Origin of the sequence: Kribbella sp. NPDC056345, from assembly GCF_042262745.1 — a bacterium.
Classification (GTDB): domain Bacteria; phylum Actinomycetota; class Actinomycetes; order Propionibacteriales; family Kribbellaceae; genus Kribbella.
This window is the reverse complement of record NZ_JBHJQQ010000001.1, coordinates 1,060,946-1,077,342: the sequence shown is the minus strand read 5'-3', so window position 1 is coordinate 1,077,342 and position 16,397 is coordinate 1,060,946. Positions and strand designations below refer to the sequence as shown.

Genomic DNA, 16,397 nt, shown 5'->3' with positions numbered 1-16,397 from the left:
TTCAGGCGGAGCGGCCGAGCTCCTGCAGTGGTGGGTCGACGAGCAGTGCGTACCCACAGGCCACGCAGATCAGCTCGGTCGTTTCGTCGTGCTCGTGATCAACGGCGGCGACGCGTTCGAACGGCATCGTGCCTGCGCAGATCACGCAGTACTGGGCGGTGTCGGCGTACAGCTGCAGTTTCCGCATCCAGGCTCACCTCCAGGGAGCGCTCACTCCACAGCGTGCCACTGCCGGGTCGGCTGACCCGGCAGCGACACACGAGGTTCTACTTGGTCCAGTCCTGGCCGAGCTCGTGCTCCTTGACCAGACCCTTGCGGATGGCGTCGACGACGAACGGCTCGATCTTCTTGCCGATCAGCGGTACGGCGACCTTCACGTCCAGCGTGATGCCCTGGGTGCTCTGAGCGCCACCCGGGGTGATGTCCGCGGTGCCCTTCAGGCTGACCGGGGTGTTGGTGATCTCCCCGGCCACGTCGGCCTTGCGGGACCCGTCGGCGGCCGCGGCGTGCCAGGTCTCGGTCTGGACGACGGTCAGCGTCCCACCGACGAACTTGCGGGCGATGTCCGGTACGTCGTCCGACGCCATCTCCCGGGTCACCTTGACGATCGTGTCGGCGCCGGACTGGGTCACCTGTACGTCGTACGACAACGCGTTGGTCTTCTCGCAGGCCTGCTCACGGAACGTCTTGTCCGTGACGACTGCGAACACTTCCTCGGGCGTGGCGTCGTACGACGCGGACAGCTTCAGTTCCATCGGGCCATCATGGCATCACGTATCGGTCACCAACTAGCTGCGGGCATGTCCGCCTCACACATTCGGTACGTCGGCGCCGTGCCACGGGCCGATGCCGGGGGCGTCTTGCCACCAGTGACCGAGGCGGCCGGTAGCGAGGCGGGCGAAGTAGTGCAGGCGGCCGTCGGCGGACTGCGTGGTGGTGCCGTCCGCTGCGACGGTGACCGCGTTGCCATCGGCCCGGATCACCGTGCCGTCCCAGGGTCCGCTGGCCGGGAAGCGCTGCCAGCTATGGAAGATGCGGTTGTCCGTCGTCCGCGCGAAGTACGCCAGCTTGCCGGAGGCATCGAGCGCGCTGACTGGGTCGCCGGCCAGGGTGACGATCTCGGCTGCGCCGTCCACAGTGACTGTCAGCGGCAGGGCGTCGTAGCGCCACGGGCCGTTGCCCGGTGTCGACTGCCAGCCGTGTACGACGCCACCTGCTGCTGTCCGGGCGTGGAACGTGAGTCGCCCGGAGATCTCCTGTGAAACCGCCGGACGTCCCTCGATGAGCGCGGCGGCGCCGTTCCCACCCTGGCGGATGACGTCTACGCCCCACTGGTCGCTGCCGGGGGCGTTCTCCCAGCCGTGCAGGAGCTCACCGTTGTGACCGCGCACGAAGTACGTCAGCTTGCCGGACGGGTCCTGCAACGCGGCTGGGTCGCCGCTGACAACGGCTCTCGCGCCACTGGCATCGAGTACGTAGGCCGCGGTCCAAGTGGTTGCTCCCGGCGCCGTCTGCCGGCCGCGGATCAGATTGCCGCCAGTGGTGCGGGCGAAGTACGTCAAACGACCAAGAGCATCCAGTACGGCGGCCGGCGTACCGGTCAGCGTGGCTGGGGTGTCAACCGCCGTGTGCGTCCAGCTGCCGTCCAGTCGGCTCCACCTGAGTTGCCCACTGCTGGTGAGCCCGATCAGGTTCATCCGGGTGGCCGTGTCGACCGCACCGGCGATCTGACCGGTGACTCCGGCCGCGACACTCGTGACCTCCCAGCTGGTGCCGTTCTCCCGCGCGTACCCGATCGTCCCGTCCTGACGGACACTCTGGACGGTCACTCGTTGGTCGGAGTCCTGCCGCGACCACGTACCCGGTGTCGGCAGTCCGGTCTTGCTGCGCAGGAACCTGACGTTGTCCAGGTACACCGTCAGCGGGTTGGCCCGTCGATCCACACGCAGGTGGATGGAGGTGATCCGCGGCAGGTCGCTGACCAGACCGGCCAGCGGTACGACGACCTGCTGCTGCTTCCGCGGTGCCAGATAGAACGGGTTGCCGTTGTCCAGGCGGACCGGGTCGTGGAAGTCGCAGTACATCACGATCAGGTCGTCGGAGTCGTTGTAGACGTCGAAGGCAACCGCATCGATGGTCGACCAGTCGTTGCGGCCGATCGACTGCTCGGGATGCCCTTCGCGCTGTGTGTACAGGTAAACGCCGGACCATGGCGGGTCGACCGCGTTCGCGTTGAAGACGAGCTTCGCGCTCCGGCCGCCGGTGGTCGGGTGCTGGTCGCTGAGTGTTGCGCTGGCCTCCTGCGTGACCAGTCGCGCAACGTCTGCCTCGGACTCGAACGAGTTGATCACGATCTCGTGCGGCGTCGCGACCGCAGCGACCTTGACCGTCCGCGAGAAGTTGCTATCAGCAACCGAAATCGCGATCGTCGGCTCACCGGCCGGCAGGTCGAGCACCACGCGATGTGTTGCCGACGGCCCCTGAACGGAGATCGCCGTACTGGCGTTGCCGTTGATCCGGACCACGGCGTCCTTCAGCGTGACCAGCTCGACCACGACGTGTCCCGCGGTCGGTTTGTCGATCCGCACCAGGGCCGGCGTCGGCCCGAACAACTGTGCGACCTCGGCGCCGACCTGGGCGCGAATCTTGTGGAACAAGGCCGGATCATCCCGGTACGGCGCCAGCCCGTCGTGCAGGATTTCATGGTAGGAGCCCAGTCCACGCTGGGGTTTCGGGACACCCCAGGCCGCCGCGAGCGCGTCCGCCTTGCGGTCGTACAGGGCGAGGTACTCGAGGTCCTCGAACCCCTCGCGCATCCACTCCAGCCGCACAGTCCCGACCGGGCCGTCGATGCCGACCGCGTTCCCTGGGTACATCAGGAATCCGTCGCCGGGTGCGGTCTCCAATCCGTAGGCGTTGGTCCAGCGATCGGCGGTCTTGTAGCCCAACGGGTGGATCCACTCGCCGAACACCGTGCTCGACCAGTGCAGGTAGCCCTCGACGCCCAGGTCGTGCTGGATCCACGGCAGCAACCGGTGCCCGACACCGCTGTCGGCGATGAAGGTGCCCGGCAGCGGGTAGTGGTGACCGACCGCGCTGTACCACCAGACCAGGTCGCCGCGCTCCTTGAGCTGGGCAACGATTCCGGGCAGCTCCGGCTTCGGAACGGTGATCACGAAGGACCACGCGCGCACGAAGTCGAGGAGTTTCTGCTCGGGCAGGTGCTCCAGGGTGAGGATGTGCGTCAGGTCGGGAGCGATCTGCCGCACCGTGTCGAACAGGTTGCGCACATGGGTGTACGCCGTCTCGTTCATCGGCTCGTCGGCGAAGTAGCCGTACGCGCGGTCGAGGATGCCCTTGGCCCGCAGGCCGTCGACCACCTGCCGGAGTTTGTCCGCGTCGACGTGGTAGCCGTTCTCGTTGTCGCCGGTGGTGTAGAGCGGGATGCGGTACCTGACGACGCGCGGGTCGTTCAGATACTTGTCGGCGCCGGCCAGGAACTCGGCGGGCGTCGGGTCCTGCCCCGGGCCGGGGGTCAGCAGGTCAGGTCGGCCCCCGACCTTGGGCTTGACCGGCAGTGGGATGTCGCTGGACAGCAGCCGGTTCTTCAGCTGGAACTCGTAGTACTTGCGCATCAAAGGCTCGTGCCCCGGGTCGCCGTACGGTACGCCGTGTGCTCGGGCGACCTGCTGGTACCAGATCGACACGGCGGTCGCCGTGCTCCACTTCTCGGGGAGCTCGAAGTTCCAGACCTCGAGATCGATCGGTACGACGGCGGGTTCGGTTCCGCCGGTGATGGTGAGCGAGCCGGTGTAGTGCCCGGCGGGTGTGTCCTTCGGGATGTTCACCGTGAACCAGATGCCCAGGTTGGCGTTGGCGCTCGCCGTGACGAGGCGGGTGCGCGCTAGTGGGACCAGCGCGTCGGGGTAGGTGCCGGGGCCCCATCCGCCTGCGTTCGGGGTGAGTCGATCGACGGTGATGTAGCGCTGCTCGAAGACCTCGATCCCGGTCAGCTTGGCGCCGCCCGGTCCGGAGAGCTCGCTCGCGGTGACGCTGACGTTGGTGGTACCGCTCGCGGTCCTGATGATCACCTGGCCCGACTCGTACTCGTTCCGGGCGGCCTGGAGGCGGATAGTGTCCGTCGATGGTCCGAAGGCGCGGTCGCGCTTGATCTTGTCCGCCGGTGACGGCAACCAGACCGTCAGCGGGGCCGCGGCGGTCCCCAGGCCGGCTGCGGACGCGGTCTGCGACAGGGGGATACCGGCGACGACAGCGCCTGCTCCCATCCAGCCGAGCAATTGCCGGCGACCAACCAGTTGGTTGGTAGGAGTTGAGCGACGCGGGGCGGTGGCGGACATCGGAGCTCCCTCATTTATGACGGACTCCATAGATATAAGGGTTGCGGATCGCCCTGGCAACCAACCTTCGACTCAGGTCGAAACCAGCGGGCGGGTATGGGTCGGGAGCGGACCCGGGCCGGAGCCGATCAGGGCGTCGTCGACGAGTTCGGCTGCCGCGCAGAGAGCACCCAGTACGGCGCAGTCGGCTCCGAGTGTGGATGCCTCCAGCCGGGGCATCCGCAGGCAGAGGAGTTCGAGTTCCGAGGCGAGCAGTGGCAGCAGCAGGTCGCCGTACGCCGCGAGTGAGCCGCCGAGGACGAGTACCTCGGGGTCGAGGATCGACACCACGGCGCCCGCGGTGTTGGCCAGCATCCGGATATACCGCCGGACGGCGGCCAGCGCGGCTGGGGAGCCCTCGATAGCGGCATTGAGCGTGTCGGCAACAGGATCCGAGGTCGCCCCAGAGGCAGGTGCCACCCCGCTCTGCTGGAGGTACTCCATCGCACCTTCCCACTTGAGTGCCGGGAAACGACTCAAGTCGCCCGCCACCCCACCAAACCCAGCATGCGGCCGCCCGTTCACCACCAGCCCCAGCCCGGTCCGGCGCCCCGCCTGCAGGAGAACCAGGCTCTCCGGTCGACCCGCGGCCTTCGCCGAGGGAGTGCCCCGACTGGCCTGGCGGGCGAGCGACGCCCCGGTGCCCCCGAGTTGCTGCTCGGCGAGGGCGGCTAGGCGGCTGTCGTTGTCGACCGCGACCAGGGCGTCCGGCAGGCTTCGGCGGAGGTGACCGGCCAGGTCCACACCTGTCCAGTCCGGGATCGCGGCGGAGAGCAGCACGCGCCCGCCGCCGACGCGCCCGGTACTCCCCGCGACAACGCCCCAAATGTCACTGCGCTCGCGGCCGGTGTCGCGCAGGCAGTCGTTGATCGCCGCGTCCAGGATCTTCAGCCGCTGGCGCGCCGGCACCTCCGGCGTCGTGAACCGATTCGATTGAGTCAGCCGGCGACCGGTCAGATCGGAGATCGCGACCCGGAGATTGAACGCCCCGATATCCGCGCCGATCAACACACCCGCCCCAGCCCGGTACTCGTACCGAACCGCCGGCCGCCCGCGACCGCGTACCACCGGTGCCGCCTCGCTCAGCCAACCACTCGCGACCAGATCACGCGTCACCTCACCGACCGACGCCCGCGCCAGCCCGGTCTCCCGCACTACCTCGGTCAGCGTGTCCGCGCCCGCGCGGACCGCGGCCAGGATCGCCAGCTCGTTGATCCGCCGCAGCCCACCCAGATCCGTCCCGGCACTCATGCCGCCGAATTATGCCGGAGACCGGCTCAAATCGATCAGACCGGCGCGTTGAGCAGATCCAGGGCCGACTGCTGCCGAGCCCCGTCCAGCTTGTCGATCGGCCCGTACCAGCGCAGTCCGTACTGATCCATCGGTGTCCGGTCCGCGGCGTACGCGCGATCTGCCTGGCGACGCAGGTACGTCGAGTAGGGGTGGTCGGACAACGTGGCGTTCAGATACGTCAGTGCCCGCGCGTAGATCCCCTTGAACGACGGCCCGTCGCCACCGCAGTCGCCACCCTCACAAGGCTCCCGCAAGATGCCGTCGGAGGTGTGCAGTCCGGCAGCAGTCGTCGACGCGTTGGCAAGCTGGCGTGCGGTCGTCAAGTACGCCGAGTTGTTCGTTGCCTTCGACAACTCGACCAGTGCCGCGATCGGAACCCCCTGGTTGTAGGTCCACGTGGTGTCGCCGTTGTTCTTGCAGGTGGACAGGCTGATCCCGTCGTTGACCAGGTTCGAGCTGTTGATCATCCCGGTCTGCTGGAACCAGGTCCAGCCACTCTGCGCACGCTGCAGGTACGTCGTGTCCCCAGCGATCCGGTTGTGCAGAGCCGCGCTGAGCTGGATGTAGAGCGCGTTGGTGATCGCGTTCTTGTAGGTCTTGGCCTGGCTCCACCAGACCCCGCCACCACAGACGTTGTCCCAGTGCGCCGCCATGTGGTCGGCGTCGGCCCGAGCCGTCTGCAGGTAGCGCGCTTCCCCGGTCAGGTCGTACGCAGCGATCCAGGTCAGACCCCACCAGCCGGTGTCGTCGATGTAGTCGTTGCGGAACTGCCCTTGGGCGGCGTTCAGGTTGAGGTCGTAGGTGCGGCCGATCGCGTACTTGTAGCTGTTCATGCCACTCACGCGGATGTTGTCGATGACCGCGTTCAACGCGTTGGCCGAGTTCCACCAGCCGGTCGTGCGCCAGAGGCCGGTGGACCGGTTGTAGTCCTGCATCAGCGCGGTCGCTGCCGCCGTACGGCGGTCCCAGGCGTTCCAGGTCGTCCGGGCCCAGGGGGAGCAGGTGATGTCGGGGCGGTCGCCGGCCTTGCCGCAGACGCGCAGCGCGCCGACGCCCTCGTTCGCCCAGTCGTCGACGTTGTACATCTGCGTCCGCCAGCCGGTCTGGCCGGTCGGGATGGTGGTGACGCCGAGCTTGCTGCCACCGGCCCAGCTGCGGCCGCCGTCCATCGAGCGGTCCAGCCAGACCTCGTCACCGGGGCTGCCGCCCTCGATCGATCCCCAACCCATCGCGTCGGCGTCGTCGAAGTGCAGCCGGAAGGTCCGGCCGAACAGGGTCGCCGACACCGGCGAGCGGTCCCCGGGAGACAGCGCCGGGTCGCGGGCGTCGCAGTACTTGTTGCAGATCGTGGCTTGCGGCGCCAAGGGGACCTCCGGGGTCGCGGGCGCGGGCGCTGGGGCACCGAGTGGAGTGATGAGCAAGCTGAGACTGGAAACGATTCCACCGAACATCACGAAACTCCCTGGGGCGGTAGGGGGTAGGCGGTGAACCGAAAGTAGGTGGCAGCTAACGCGACGTCAAGACATCAGCAGCAACGCGGCCAGCACGCAGACTGTGAGCACCCCGGTGCCGGCCAGTGCGACCCCGCGGCCGCGCCGGCACCGCCGCTCGATCGCGGTGCGGTCGAGACCGATCGCGCACGGGTCGAAGTTCGCCGGGTCCGCGGGGGCGAAGACACTGCCCAGCCGCTCCAGCACCGGCCGGTTCGCCGCCTGCCGGGCCGCCTCCTGGACGACCCGGCGACGCAGGAACTCACGGGGCTCCCGATCCGGCACCGGGAGCCCCGGAGGTACGGCGTACTGCACGACGCGGTGCGCGGCCGCGATCCGCCGGGAGCGGCTGATCGACGGCGGCAGAATCAGATAGGCCAGGCGGACCAGCGACCGGTAGTCGTCCAGCAGCAACGCCTCGACCGACGGCTCTTCCCGCGTCGGCCCCTGAACGGGTCCGGGGACCAGCGGGGCTTCGACCGTGCCGGTCATGAGGCCCCCTTTCTGGACTGAGGAACGTAGGGAGCGAAGCGACTGGAGAGACGAGGGAAGAAAGGGAACCAGGCCTCAGGGCCCGCCGCGCGGAGCGTGGCAGTGTGACCGGTCATGCAACTCCTTGGTTCGGTGTTCCCCAGGTCCAACGAGCCAATGCCTGACCGGTCACGAACCGGCTGAGATAGCCTCGGCCTCATGGCAGACGAGGTGGTTGCGGGGCGTTGGGGCGGGGTCGAGGTCAACTTCGGTGAGGAAGGTGGCCGGCTGACCTACGGCAGTTACCTACGGTTGCCGCAACTGCTCGACCAGCAACGGCTGGAGTCGAACCCGCCGGCCCACGACGAGCTGCTGTTCATCACGATCCACCAGGTCTACGAGCTGTGGTTCAAGCAGGTGCTGCACGAGCTGACCGCCTCCCGGGACGCGATGCTGAACGACGAGCTGTGGCTGGCCCAGCACCTCCTGCGCCGCGTGCACACGATCGAGCGCACCCTCACCCAGCAGGTCGACATCCTCGAGACCATGACCCCGCAGGACTTCGGCGAGTTCCGGCACCGGTTGGCACCGGCCAGCGGGTTCCAGTCGGTCCAGTTCCGGGAGATCGAGTTCCTGTCCGCCGCGAAGGACCCCTCCTTCGTACGCCGGTTCCGCGGCCTGACCGAGGCCGAGACCGCCCGCCTCGAGCGCCGCCTCGACGAACCGAGCCTGTGGGACGCCTTCCTCGCCGTACTGGGTCATGCCGGTTTCGAGACCGACACGGACGACTCCATCAGCGACGCCCTCCGCAAGGTCGCCGGCGACCGCGCCCACTACGGCGCCGTCTGGGAGCTGGCCGAGGCCCTCCTCCAGCACGACGAACTGGCCGCCGCCTGGCGCGCCCGCCACGTCGTCATGGTCGAGCGCATGATCGGCACCAAACCCGGCACCGGCGGCTCCTCCGGCGCCACCTACCTCCGCAGCCGTCTCGACCTTCGTTACTACCCGTTGCTGTGGGATCTGCGTTCTTCCCTCTAGCGTCTGGGCAATGAAGGTCTACTCGCAGGTTGGTCGGCAGCGGTTCTGGCAGCTTTTCGGCGACCTGTTGCTGGTCGGATGGATCTACGTGTGCGTGAAGGTCGGCCTGCTGGTCTTCCGCATCACGAACGCTCTCGGTGCGCCGGGCCGCAAGACTGCTGAGGCCGGTGACGGCCTGGCCGAAGACCTCCGTCGGCTGTCCGAACCCATCGGCAAGGTCCCCGCGGTCGGCGACGAACTCCGCTCGCCCATCGACGGCGCCGCCGCGGCCGCCGCGCGCATGGCCCAGGCCGGTCGCGACCAGGCCCACGCCGTCGAACAACTCGCCTACGTCCTGGCCGCTGTCACCATCACCCTCCCCATCCTCTTCGCCCTCCTCATCTGGCTCCCGCGCCGCATCCGCTTCATCCGCCGCGCCACCGCGGCCCAGCGCTTCATCGACAACGCCGCCGACCTCGACCTCTTCGCCCTCCGCGCCATGGCCAACCAGCCCATGCACAAACTCGCCCGAATCTCCGACGACCCCGTCACCGCCTGGCGCGAAGGCGACCCCACCGTCATCCGCCAGCTAGCCACCCTCGAACTCCGCACCACCGGCCTCAAACCCCCACCCGCCACCTAACCCCCGCCCACGGCCATTTGGCTGGTTAGCCACCGAAATTGGGGGTTCAGCACCGTGGTTATGGGTGCAGAACCCCCAATACGAGTGGCCAGCCAGCCAAATCGGGATGGGGAGGGGTGGTTAGGCTCTGGGCATGGCTCGGGTGTTGTTGGTGGAGGACGACGATGCGATTCGTACGTCGCTCTCGAAGGCTCTGACGGCGGTCGGGCATGTGGTGACGGCGGTGAGTGGGGGTGCCGAGGGGGTTGCGGGGGTGGCCCGGGAGCGGCCGGAGGTGGTGTTGCTGGATCTGGGGTTGCCGGATCTGGATGGGCGGGACGTGCTGGCGATGGTTCGTGCGGTGAGTGATGTGCCGGTGATCGTGGCGACGGCGCGTGATGATGACGCGAGTGTGGTGAAGCTGCTGGATGCCGGGGCCGACGATTACGTGATCAAGCCGTACAGCTCCGCTCAGATCGATGCCCGGATCCGGGCCGTACTGCGTCGGCTCGGTACCGATCAGCAGGATGTGACCGTGGATGTCGGTCCGTTGAAGATCGATCCGCGGAGCCGCGAGGTCACGCTCGACGGGAACCCGGTCGACCTGACCCGCAAGGAGTTCGACCTCCTGCTCGCCTTGTCCCGCCGGCCAGGAGCCGTGGTCAGCAAGCGCGAGTTGCTTGCCGAGGTCTGGGGTCTGCCGTGGGGTGGCGGGGATCGGACGGTCGACGTCCACCTGTCCTGGCTGCGTCGCAAGCTCGGTGAGACGGCCGCCGCGCCGCGACTGCTGCACAGTGTCCGCGGCGTCGGCGTGAAGCTCGCCATCCTGGACAGCTGATGCGGCGCCGGATCCTCTTCCTGGCGGTCGGCCTGACCACGCTCGTGGTGATCGGGTTCGCCGTCCCGTTGATCCTGCTCCTGCGCAGTACGACGGTGGCCGAGTCGAAGGAGAAGGCCCGCTACCGAGCCGAGTCGGTGGCGTACTACGTCGGCGACAAGGACCAGAGCAAGGACGACATCGCGGCCTACCTCCAAGGCAGGACCGACGGTCCGGGCCGGCTCTCGGTCCGCCTCCCCGACGGTACGACGCTCGGCCAGGCCCCGCCCGGCGGTGTCTCCACACCCAAGAACACACCGGCCGACTACAACGACGACCACAAAGGCCCACCGGAGATCGGCGACCCGGACTTCCGCGACGTGAACGGCGGCCTGGCCGTCGAGATCGACGTCGGTACGCCGAAGGGCCCAGCCTCGATCTGCCTGTACCTCACCAGCGACGAGCTGTACGACGGCCTCACGCCCCGCATCCTCGTCGTGGCCGGCGCCGGGCTGCTCGTGCTGCTGCTCAGCATCGCCGGCGCCGAGCTCGTCTCCCGCCGTCTGGCCCGCCCGCTGGAAGAGACAGCCGGTACGGCGGAGCGCCTGGCCGGCGGCGATCTCGAAGCCCGCGCCCCGATCACCGGACCGGCCGAGGTGGCGAAGGTCGGTGCGGCCCTGAACCGCCTGGCCGACCGCATCGACGAGGTCATCGCCGTCGAACGTGAATCCGTGGCCGACCTGTCCCATCGACTCCGCACTCCGCTGACCGCGCTCAGACTGCAGGTCGAGGCCCTCCCGGATCGCGAGCGTGCCGAGGAGCTCAACACCCAGGTCACCAGCCTGGAACGCACCCTCACCGCGGTCATCAGCGCAGCCCGCAGACCGCAGCGCGAAGGCCGCGTCCCGAACTGCGACGCCGTCCAGGTGACCCGCGATCGCGCAGCCTTCTGGGAACCGCTCTTCGAGGACCAGGGCCGCGACCTCACCCTCGACCTGCCCGACCCACCCGCGATGGTTCGCTCGGCCTCCGAAGACCTGGCCGCCGCCCTGGACGCCCTCGTCGAGAACGTCGTCGCCCACACCCCCGACGGGACTCCGGCCCGAATCACCTTGCTACGCACGGAAAACGCCGTACAGATCACCATCGCGGACGAAGGCCCCGGGATCCCGCTGGGAGCCGGAGAGCGCGGCCGCAGCGACCGCGGTTCGACCGGCCTCGGCCTCGACATCGCCCGCCGCTACGCCGAAACCACCGGCGGCCACCTCACCATCCGCCGCAACGAGGTAGTCCTCACCCTCGCAGTGCCCTAGATCTCGACCGCGGCCACGGGGGTTGTCGTCGGTGCAGGCGAGCCGCCGCGAGGCTCCTCGGTCAGGCCGAAAGTGGTTTGGCCGGCGACGCCCTGGATCACCGTCGCGACGTCACCCGAGGTGAGGCCGATCGAACGGGCCTTCTGCGAGGCGTCCATCAGCCACAGCTGCCAGACCTTGCCCTTCGGCGGCTTCCGCAGATCGTGCAGTACGACGACGACTGCGTCGGCCCGCGCGGACGTGACCACGGTCGCCTGCCCCCCGCCGGCGATTCCCCCGTGCGAGGTCTTCGCATCCGGCTGGGCGAGGACTGCGGCCATCTGCCGGTTGGCCTCGACCGCCGCGTTCTTGTCCCGGTACTGGTCGACCGCGACCCCACCGGCGCCGGCGATCACGAGCGCTGCCGCAGCCAGCGCGAACACCGACCGGCGGCTGTAACGACGCGGTGCCACGGCATCCGGCGTACCGGCGACGACCGGTGGCAGCTGGCGAACGTTCTCGATCGCCTCCATCACGTTGGTCTTCAGATGCGGCGGCGGTGCCGCCTCGACCTGAGTGGCCAGCTTGATCGCGGCCTCGCGGAGTTCGGCCACCTCCGCGGTGCAGAACGGGCACTCGGCCAGATGAGCCTCGAAGCGGGTGCGCTCGCCGTCGGGCAACGCGTCCAGGACATAAGGCCCGGTGAGCGTGTGAACGTCTGGTTCGGTCATGGCGTACCCCCTTTGGTGGTTCCGAGGCAGTCGCGGAGCCGGATCAGGCCGTCGCGCATCCGCGCTTTGACGGTAGGCAGTTTGGCGTCGAGCTGGTGGGCCACTTCCAGGTAGGTGTAGCCGTTGTAATAGGCCAGCGTGATGGATTCGCGCTGCAGTTCGGTCAGCGTGCCGAGACAGCGCCGGACCTGCTCGGCCTCGAGCCTGGTGGTCACGGTGTCGGAGACCTGGTCGAAGTCGACCTCCGCGTTCCGGGCGCCGACCAGCTCGGTGCGATCGCTCGCGGCCTGTTCGGAGCGGACCCGGTCGACGGCCCGGCGATGGGCGATGGTGAGGATCCACGAGTGCGCCGAGCCGCGGGCGGCGTCGAACCGGCTGGCAGTCCGCCAGATGTCGATCATCACCTCCTGGGTCACCTCCTCCGACTGGGCCGGATTCCGCAGGACGCGCCGTACCAGGCCGTAGACCCAGGGGCTGATCCGGTCGTAGAGCGTGCTGAACGCAGCGGTGTCACCACCGGCGGTCCGCGCCAGCAAGTCGGCATCGGTCACCCCCGGCCGGGGCCCGTTGCCCGGCCAGGGGAGTGCGGTCGGTTCGCTCACAGGTGGTTCCTCTGCTCGACCCTCATAGTGTCGTACTCAGGCGGCAGGGGGCATCAGGACCGAGTCGATCAGGTACACGGTCGCGTTGGCGGTCTTCACGCCGCCACAGATCACGTTGGCGTTGTTGACCTTCAGGTTCTGGCCCGAACCGGTGACGGTGACCTCCTGCTTCTCGGCGGTCACGTGCTTGCCGACGACTGCCGTCGGGTCGAGCTGGCCGGCCACGACGTGGTAGGTCAGGATCTTGGTGAGCAGGGGCGCGTCGGCCTTGAGGGTGTTGATGGTCTTGGCGTCGATCTTCTTGAAGGCGTCGTCGACCGGCGCGAAGACGGTGAACTCGCCGCCGTTCAGGGTCGAGACCAGGTTGACCTTCGGGTTCAGCTTGCCGGAGACGGCGGCCACGAGGGTGGTCAGCAGCGGGTTGCCGGAGGCGGCGGTGGCAACCGGTACGGCGGCCATCCCGTCGACCGAACCGGCGCCGCTCGGGTTCGCCTTGGCGTAGGCCGCGCACCCCGGACCGACCAGGCCGGCAGCATTGTCCATCGACGGCTCGCTGGAAGGCGCGCTGGTCGGTGCCGAGGTCGGCTGGGAGGCCGCGGGGGTGTCGGCCTTCTTGTCGTCACTGCCACACGCGGCGGTCGCCAGAACAAGGGCCAGAGCAGTCGCGGCGAGGCCGGCGCGGACGATCTTACGAGACATGACGAACTCCTGAGGTGAGGGTGGTGAGCGGGCTCGCTCACACCCAGCACTTCGGGGCCGCTCCGAACCCGGATGGGTCCGAATCCCGGAAACTTCCTCAGCCGGTCACCCGGACCACGCCGTCGCCGGACCGGATGTCCCAGCCTTCCGGATCCTTGGCCAGTACGGCGCCTGGCGCGCCCGTGCCGTTGCCCTCGGCAACCCTGACCGTGCTGACCACGACCCGCTCACCCTGGATGACCGCCACCGCGCGCGGCGCCATGATGTTCAGGGCCGCCGCCTTGCGGATGATGGTCGCGCTGGGCTCACGGAAGTCGAGTTCGAACTCGGCCGGCTCGAACATCGCGGCGTACGACGCGGTGTCGTCCTGCTGCACGACACCGGGATCACGCGCGAACGCCTTCGCGCCGGCCTCGTCGAGCGCATCACCGAGCAGCTCGATCCACGCGGCAAACAGCGCCGGGCCGGTGAGGTCGGTGGGAAGTGGGGCCGAGCGCTGAGCCATGATCGCGCCGGTGTCGAAGGCATTGTCGGTGCGATGGATGGTGACATCGACCGTGGTCGCGCCTTCGTAGATCACCCGGACCGGGTTGGGCCCACGCCCGTTCGGCAGGCGGCTCGGGTGCAGGTTCAACGCGCCGTACGCCGGGATCCGCAGAATCTCGTCCGGAATCAACCGCGGGAAGGCCGCCGACACCACCAGGTCAGGCTGCATCGCTCCGATCATCGCGGCCGCCGTCGACTTCAGCTTGCTGGTCATCAGCACGCCCGTCTCCGCGGACACCACTTCGGCGAACGGGCTCGGTCCACTCCCGTACCGGTCCGTCGGCGGCAACGTCACCACCAGCACGACCTCATGCCCGGCCCTCGCGGCCCAGTCCGAGATGAGCCGGTAGCTCGGCAGATACGAGCTCAGCGCGACGATCCTCATCCGTTTCCCCAATCCTGGTTATCGGTTGCCGTCCTGCTCGACCTCTTCCCGGACAGCCTGTACGGCGTTCTCCAGCTCGGCGAGTGGTACCGACCCGATCGCCAACCGGAGCGCCTGCGGTACGACGGGTGTGGTGGCGTACGGCGCTGCCGTCGAGACCGCGACCCGGCGCCGAGCCAGTGCGGCCACGATCCGGTCCGGCCGGGTGTCCGGCGGCAACGGCAACCACCGCACGTACGAGGACGGATGCCCGATCGACGGTAGCCCGCCCAGCGCCGCGAGCGTGATGGCCTGCCGTTCCCGAGCGTCCGCACGCTTCTGGACCTCGAGCCGGTCGACCGTGCCGTCCTCGAGCCACCGGCAGGCGATGGCCGCGGTCACGCCCGGCGTCTGCCAGGTGGTCGCCATGATCACGCGCTCGATCGCCGGGACGAGCGGTTCCGGTGCGACGACGTGCCCGATCCGCAGCCCGGTCGCGACGCTCTTCGACAACCCCGACACATAGACCGTGCGCTCCGGCGCGAGCATCGCCAGCGGAGGTGGCGGATCCTCGGCCAGATATGCGTACGACGCGTCCTCGACGACCGCCAATTCGTACCGCCGAGCGATGGCGACCAGCCGTTCCCGGGCCTCGGCGGGTAACACCCAGCCGAGCGGGTTGTGCACAGTCGGGATCACGTACAGCCCGCGGACCCGCCGCCGACGGCACAGCTGGTCCAGCGCATCGAGGTCCACGCCGGTGTCGCTGGCGGGGAGCGGCGCCAGCTCCAGGCGCAGCGTGTGAGCCAGGACGACCATCCCCGGATACGTGATGGCGTCCACCGCGATCACATCACCCGGCTGGAACAACGCCATCGCAGCCACGGCCAGGCCGTGCTGAGCGCCGTTCACCATCAGCACGCGCTCCCGGCCGACGCTCAGACCACGCCGCAGTAGATGCTGTGCCACGGCCTCTCGATCCTGCACCCGCCCTCGATGCGGCTGATAGCGCAGCAGTGACTCGAGATCACCGGCCGCCGCAAGGTCCCGCAGTGCCTTCCGCAGCAGGTCGGCCTGGCCCGGTACCGAGGGCGAGTTGAAGAGCAGATCGATCGCATCGACAGCCACCGACAACTGATCGAACTCGTAGGCCGCCGACAGGTCCCGGACGAACGTGCCGCGGCCCTGCTCGTTGCTCACCAGGCCCATCGCGGCGAGCTCGGCGTACACGCGGGAGGCGGTCACCAGCGCGATTCCCTCGGCCGTGGCCAGCTCCCGATGGGTGGGCAGCCGGGATCCGGCGGGCCGCCGTCCGCTGCGGATCTGGGCTGCCAGTGCATCGACGAGTCGCTTGTACTTCGGCGTGCGCATCACCGCATTGTATGCATGACAATTCTTGGATCGTCATGGATCGATCGGCGTACCGTCGTGCGTATGCAGATCGCGATCCTGACCTTCGACGGTTTCAACGAACTCGATTCGCTGATCGCGCTCGGCGTCCTGAACCGGGTCCCCGGTTTCGAGGTGTCGATCGCGAGCCCTACTCAGCAGGTGCGCTCGATGAACGGCGTCACCATCGACGCGACCATGGATCTCGGGGAGGCCTGGGGTGCCGACGCGGTCATCGTCGGCAGTGGCCGCAAGACCCGTGAGGTGGTCGAGGACCTGGCCATCATGTCCGTACTGCGCGGGCTCGATCCCGAGCGCCAGCTCGTCGCCGCGCAGTGCTCCGGCGCTCTCGTCCTGGCCAGGCTCGGGCTGCTCGACGACGTCCCGGCCTGTACCGACACGATCACCAAGCCGTGGGTCGTGGCGGCCGGGGTCGAGGTGCTCAACCAGCCGTTCTTCGCGCGCGGCAACCTCGCCACGGCCGGCGGTTGTCTGGCCTCCACCTATCTCGCCACCTGGGTGATCGCCCGGCTGCACAGTCTCGAGGCCGCCAAGGACGCGATGCACTACGTCGCTCCGGTCGGCGAGAAGGACGAATACGTAGCCAGAGCACTCCAGAACGTCACGCCGTATCTCACTCCAGCGTTGACTTGAGGCCTAGCGGCAT

The 16,397-nt window shown here is 68.6% G+C and carries 16 protein-coding genes; 5 read left to right on the top strand and 11 right to left on the bottom strand.

Annotated elements, in window-relative coordinates; genetic code table 11:
- Window position 1 precedes the first annotated feature (1 nt).
- The 6 genes from ACFCV3_RS04895 to ACFCV3_RS04870 form a co-directional block, all read right to left on the bottom strand.
- Entirely contained in the window at window positions 2-187 is a 186-nt protein-coding gene (locus tag ACFCV3_RS04895; protein WP_376026150.1) for a hypothetical protein, read from the bottom strand.
- 79 nt (window positions 188-266) lie between these two features.
- Window positions 267-755, bottom strand: a complete 489-nt coding sequence (locus ACFCV3_RS04890; protein WP_376026148.1) for a DUF2505 domain-containing protein — start codon at window positions 753-755, stop codon at window positions 267-269.
- Window positions 756-809: 54 nt separating this feature from the next.
- Window positions 810-4,358 carry a glycoside hydrolase domain-containing protein gene (locus ACFCV3_RS04885; RefSeq protein WP_376026147.1) on the bottom strand — a complete coding sequence of 1,183 codons (3,549 nt, stop codon included), beginning with the start codon at window positions 4,356-4,358 and terminating at the stop codon, window positions 810-812.
- A 72-nt stretch (window positions 4,359-4,430) separates the two neighbouring features.
- Window positions 4,431-5,648, bottom strand: coding sequence for an ROK family protein (locus ACFCV3_RS04880; protein ID WP_376026145.1), 1,218 nt, complete (start codon window positions 5,646-5,648; stop codon window positions 4,431-4,433).
- Window positions 5,649-5,683: 35 nt separating this feature from the next.
- Entirely contained in the window at window positions 5,684-7,054 is a 1,371-nt protein-coding gene (locus ACFCV3_RS04875; protein WP_376026144.1) for a glycoside hydrolase family 76 protein, read from the bottom strand.
- 153 nt (window positions 7,055-7,207) lie between these two features.
- Window positions 7,208-7,672: a hypothetical protein gene (locus ACFCV3_RS04870; RefSeq protein WP_376026142.1), complete on the bottom strand. Its 465-nt coding sequence runs from the start codon at window positions 7,670-7,672 to the stop codon at window positions 7,208-7,210.
- Between the two features lie 198 nt (window positions 7,673-7,870).
- On the opposite strand from ACFCV3_RS04870, the gene ACFCV3_RS04865 reads away from it, so the two are divergent.
- From ACFCV3_RS04865 to ACFCV3_RS04850, 4 genes are all read left to right on the top strand, one after another.
- The gene (locus ACFCV3_RS04865; protein ID WP_376026140.1) at window positions 7,871-8,689 is read left to right on the top strand and encodes a tryptophan 2,3-dioxygenase; all 819 of its coding nucleotides are present in this window, start codon (window positions 7,871-7,873) and stop codon (window positions 8,687-8,689) included.
- 10 nt (window positions 8,690-8,699) lie between these two features.
- Window positions 8,700-9,311 carry a hypothetical protein gene (locus ACFCV3_RS04860; RefSeq protein WP_376026138.1) on the top strand — a complete coding sequence of 204 codons (612 nt, stop codon included), beginning with the start codon at window positions 8,700-8,702 and terminating at the stop codon, window positions 9,309-9,311.
- Window positions 9,312-9,444: 133 nt separating this feature from the next.
- Complete coding sequence (locus ACFCV3_RS04855) at window positions 9,445-10,128, top strand: response regulator transcription factor (protein ID WP_376026136.1); 684 nt, start codon at window positions 9,445-9,447, stop codon at window positions 10,126-10,128.
- On the top strand, window positions 10,128-11,420 hold the full coding sequence (locus ACFCV3_RS04850; protein ID WP_376026134.1) for a sensor histidine kinase: 1,293 nt from the start codon (window positions 10,128-10,130) through the stop codon (window positions 11,418-11,420). The genes ACFCV3_RS04855 and ACFCV3_RS04850 overlap by 1 nt, the downstream gene beginning before the upstream one ends.
- Here the strand turns inward: ACFCV3_RS04850 and ACFCV3_RS04845 are convergent.
- The 5 genes from ACFCV3_RS04845 to ACFCV3_RS04825 form a co-directional block, all read right to left on the bottom strand.
- Window positions 11,417-12,130: an anti-sigma factor domain-containing protein gene (locus ACFCV3_RS04845; RefSeq protein WP_376026132.1), complete on the bottom strand. Its 714-nt coding sequence runs from the start codon at window positions 12,128-12,130 to the stop codon at window positions 11,417-11,419. The two genes, ACFCV3_RS04850 and ACFCV3_RS04845, sit on opposite strands and share 4 nt — an antisense overlap.
- Complete coding sequence (locus ACFCV3_RS04840) at window positions 12,127-12,732, bottom strand: sigma-70 family RNA polymerase sigma factor (protein ID WP_376026131.1); 606 nt, start codon at window positions 12,730-12,732, stop codon at window positions 12,127-12,129. Before ACFCV3_RS04840 ends, ACFCV3_RS04845 begins: the two co-directional genes overlap by 4 nt.
- 36 nt (window positions 12,733-12,768) lie before the next feature.
- A complete protein-coding gene (locus ACFCV3_RS04835; protein ID WP_376026129.1) occupies window positions 12,769-13,431 on the bottom strand; it encodes a fasciclin domain-containing protein in 663 nt (220 codons plus the stop codon).
- Window positions 13,432-13,528: 97 nt separating this feature from the next.
- A complete protein-coding gene (locus tag ACFCV3_RS04830; protein WP_376026127.1) occupies window positions 13,529-14,362 on the bottom strand; it encodes a methionyl-tRNA formyltransferase in 834 nt (277 codons plus the stop codon).
- Window positions 14,363-14,380: 18 nt separating this feature from the next.
- A complete protein-coding gene (locus tag ACFCV3_RS04825; RefSeq protein ID WP_376026126.1) occupies window positions 14,381-15,712 on the bottom strand; it encodes a PLP-dependent aminotransferase family protein in 1,332 nt (443 codons plus the stop codon).
- A gap of 63 nt (window positions 15,713-15,775) precedes the next feature.
- On the opposite strand from ACFCV3_RS04825, the gene ACFCV3_RS04820 reads away from it, so the two are divergent.
- Window positions 15,776-16,384, top strand: a complete 609-nt coding sequence (locus ACFCV3_RS04820; RefSeq protein ID WP_376026125.1) for a DJ-1/PfpI family protein — start codon at window positions 15,776-15,778, stop codon at window positions 16,382-16,384.
- Window positions 16,385-16,397 lie beyond the last annotated feature (13 nt).